The organism is Wolbachia endosymbiont of Drosophila tristis, from assembly GCF_028981745.1.
Taxonomy (GTDB): Bacteria; Pseudomonadota; Alphaproteobacteria; order Rickettsiales; family Anaplasmataceae; genus Wolbachia; species Wolbachia pipientis.
Window position 1 is genome coordinate 1 of sequence record NZ_JAPQLN010000065.1, and the last position, 3,531, is coordinate 3,531.

Genomic DNA, 3,531 nt, shown 5'->3' on the forward strand with positions numbered 1-3,531 from the left:
CCATACGCGTCAAGTTAAGGAAATAAAGGTATGAAAGAGATAGAATAATAAGGTATAAGTTCTCCCAGAAATACTTTTAGTGAGAGAACCAATGAATAAAATAACTAGCTTATCAAAAAAGCTCAAAGAATTTTTTAATGAAAAAGCAGACAAAATCTCAATTACAACAAGGTTTATAAAAAGAAAGAGAAAGCTAAAAGGTTCATCGTTCGTAAAAGCCATGGTCTTGGGTAATATAGGGGTTGATAATTGTAGCGTAGAAACAATGTGTCAATTACTAAACGAGGACTCGATAGATATAACAAAACAAGGTTTGGATTTTAGATTTACTGAAGAAGCAGTGGAATTTATGAAAAGGATGTATAATGAATCTGTGCTTCTCTTCAAAAATATCTTGCAAGTTGATTGCAAAATCTTACAGCAATTTAATAGTGTTAAATTATTGGACAGTAGCTATATTACTCTACCTAACAGTATGGAAGAGATGTATAAAGGTTATGGTACTAGCTACAGTGGCTATGAAAGCAATACTAAGTCTGGAATAAAGTTACAATTAGTTTTCGACTACATGAATCAGATAATAGACCAACTTAATTTAACGGAGGGAGTAAGATCAGACCAGGGATATAGGAAACATTTAAGTAATATATTAAGCAATGATTTGCTAATATCTGATCTCGGTTATTTTGTGCCAAGTTCTTTTAAACAAATCAATGAAATAGGAGCTTATTTCATAAGTCGTTATAAATCCGATACCAACATATATGATGTAGAAACAAATCAAAAAATGGAGTTATTAGAATGTTTAGAGGATAAGTTATTTTTAGAAAACGAGGTATTGTTAGGAAAAGAAGCAAAAATTAGAGTAAGAATTATATGTCAGAAACTAACTGAAGAACAGTCTATGGCCAGAAGAAGGAAAGCTAATAGATTAGCAAGATCGCAGGGATATACATCCTCTAAAAGAAATCAAAAATTGTTGAACTGGTCAATATTTATAACTAATGTTCCAGAAAATAAAATTAGTGCTGAGCAAGTATTAACGATTTACAGAGTAAGGTGGCAAATTGAGTTATTATTTAAATTGTATAAAAGCCATATCAGACTTGATAAGCTAAAAGGAAAGCCATGCAGAGTATTATGTGAACTATATGCTAAATTGTGCGCAATTCTTATATTTCACGGCATAGTTGGTTGCACAGAAGTGAAAAAGAATACAGAACTTAGCTTAACAAAGGCATTTATTGAGCTAAAAAAGCGGGTTATAGAGTTATTTTTAGCACTAAAGAATAAAGTTAATAGTTTGAAAGTTTTTCTTAAAAAGCTTACCATAACTTGGTCTCGATTTTCATTAAAAGACAAGTACAGAAAAACTAGAGTATCTACCTTAACTTCCCTGAATTTACTTACAATCTCTTAACTTGACGCGTATGCTTTTTTGAACATTCCCTGTTAAGATGCCTAATCTACTTTCAGCTCCTCAGTATGTAAACTGCGTGGTAAAGACTCTAATTCCTTTGCAGCACTTAAACTTTTATTTTTTGCATGTATACCAAGCTTATTGAATTCTCGAGCAGCAGGAAACACCCTTGCTTCAAGAGAGCCAGCAGTTTTATTATAATGATCAACAGCACTTTTTAAGCTCCTGCGCAAATTATCAAAGTTTTCACCCATTGTGCAAATGCGCTCATATAAAATATGACCTAGTTCACTGATTTTCTTTGCGTTTTCAGCTATCATCTCTTGCTTCCATCCATACGCTATTGCTCTCAGCAACGCAATTAGAGTGATCGGTGTTGCAATGATCACTTTTTTTTCCACTCCAATCTCTATCAAAGCAGGCTCATATTCCAGTGCTGCGCTAAAAACCCCCTCCCCTGTTAAGAAAAGCACCACAAGTTCTGGCGTATTTTCAAATTGATTCCAATACTCTTTTTTACCCAAATCATTTATGTGTTTTTTTATTGCCAGGGAATGATTCTTTAATTTCTCCTTTTGTATTTGCAAATCATTTTGTGATATAGCATCCATGTAAGAATCAAGCGGCACTTTAGCATCTATTATTATTTGCTTTCCAGATGGCATTTTGATTATTAAATCAGGACGCAATAAATTATCCTCGTTTTTATCAACCACTGACGGCTGAGTAAAAAAATCGCAATATTCAATCATTCCCGCCATTTCTACCACCCTTTTGAGTTGCATTTCACCCCACTTTCCTCTGATGTGAGGCTTTCTCAAGGCATTAGCAAGGCTGGAAGTTTGGTTCATCAGCGCTCCAATTTGCTCCTTTAAACCTTCATAGGCCCCTACCCTCTCTTTTTCCAGCTCGCGTATTTCATTATCAAATTTTTCTAATTTTTCTTTTATTGGAGTTACAACTTCGTTGATCGTTGCTTGTCTTTTTTTGAAATCGCTTTCCGTTTCTTTTAATTTACTATCGATTACTTCCTTTGCTAAGTTCAGAAAATTATTGTTATTTGTCTGCAAAGCATCAAGAGAGAGCGCTTTAAAAGTGTTTGTTAATCTCTCCTCTGCTTTTGTTAGTAATTCTATTTCCTTTTTCTTTTCCTCACGTTCTTTTTGCAGAGTTACTTCAAGTTCTGCTTTTTTGACCCTTAAATCAACTATTTCTTCATTCTTCGTAAGCAAAGTTTGCTTTGTTTCTTGAAGTTCTTGCTCTAATTTACATAAATTACCCTCAAGGTTTACTTTCTTTTCGCTCAGTTTTTTTACGATAATGTAGAAAAATAGTAATAGAGAGACAACCAGAGCTATAGAATTGAAAAGCATCAGAATAAAAAAGCTGTATTTACAATTCTATATGATTTTTGTGTGTATAAGAAAGAAAAAAGGAGCACCTAAAGAGGTGACCTTACCCAGAAAAAGTAGAGAGAAAGTTAAGACGTTTTTATCATGAGAATAAATTGTGCAGGAATGCAATAGTTAATAGTAGAATGTCTACGTTATTTGTTATAAAAGATTTCTATGTATTCAAATATGGTAGTTCTGGTTTGTTGAGCGAGAAGTATCAATAAGCAGCTCCCTTTTAAGTGAACTTTTCTGCAACAGAGTTATCGTAACAACAGCCCTTATGGCTCATGCTGGAAATGATGTTTTTTGTATTCAATAGAAATTGGTAATTTTGAGAGGTATACTGTGACCCTTGATCGCTATGTAACAGCAGATTTTTATCGGGTTTGCGTTTATCAACGGCCATCAATAAAGAATCTATAACTAATTATCATGTTACTCATTAACCACCATGCGTGAATATAGGTCAATTATTGCCGCCAACAACCTTCTTTAGTTTTTATGTAGGTAATCCCAAACTTTATTTGGCTGATCAGTAGTAAAATTTTGATCCAATGTGTTCGGAGCCACAACTCGGTTGCTTATTTGCTGTTTTTTATTTTTGAACCTTCGTCTAAACTTGGCTTTAATGCCATTTTCTTGCATAACACTTTGTACTGTTTTAATTTTTGCCTAAAGCTTTTAATTCAGCGTGAATTTTAGGGGCTCCATATCTGC

Annotated in this window: 2 protein-coding genes and 1 pseudogene; 1 reads left to right on the forward strand and 2 read right to left on the reverse strand. The window is 33.5% G+C overall.

Annotated features, from left to right (window positions below):
* Positions 1 to 91: 91 nt before the first annotated feature.
* Positions 92 to 1,420, forward strand: coding sequence for an IS4-like element ISWen1 family transposase (locus OZD64_RS02495; protein WP_274999201.1), 1,329 nt, complete (start codon positions 92 to 94; stop codon positions 1,418 to 1,420).
* 41 nt (positions 1,421 to 1,461) lie between these two features.
* Here the strand turns inward: OZD64_RS02495 and OZD64_RS02500 are convergent, their stop codons facing one another.
* Both OZD64_RS02500 and OZD64_RS06845 read right to left on the reverse strand, forming a co-directional pair.
* On the reverse strand, positions 1,462 to 2,793 hold the full coding sequence (locus tag OZD64_RS02500) for a DNA recombination protein RmuC (protein ID WP_274999239.1): 1,332 nt from the start codon (positions 2,791 to 2,793) through the stop codon (positions 1,462 to 1,464).
* 173 nt (positions 2,794 to 2,966) lie between these two features.
* Positions 2,967 to 3,531: pseudogene (locus tag OZD64_RS06845) on the reverse strand (IS3 family transposase); the annotation flags it as partial.

Excerpts from the sequence above, each read along its gene's own strand:
- OZD64_RS02495 (WP_274999201.1), top strand. The coding sequence starts at position 92 with ATGAATAAAATAACTAGCTTATCAAAAAAGCTCAAAGAATTTTTTAAT.
- OZD64_RS02500 (WP_274999239.1), bottom strand. The coding sequence starts at position 2,793 with ATGCTTTTCAATTCTATAGCTCTGGTTGTCTCTCTATTACTATTTTTC.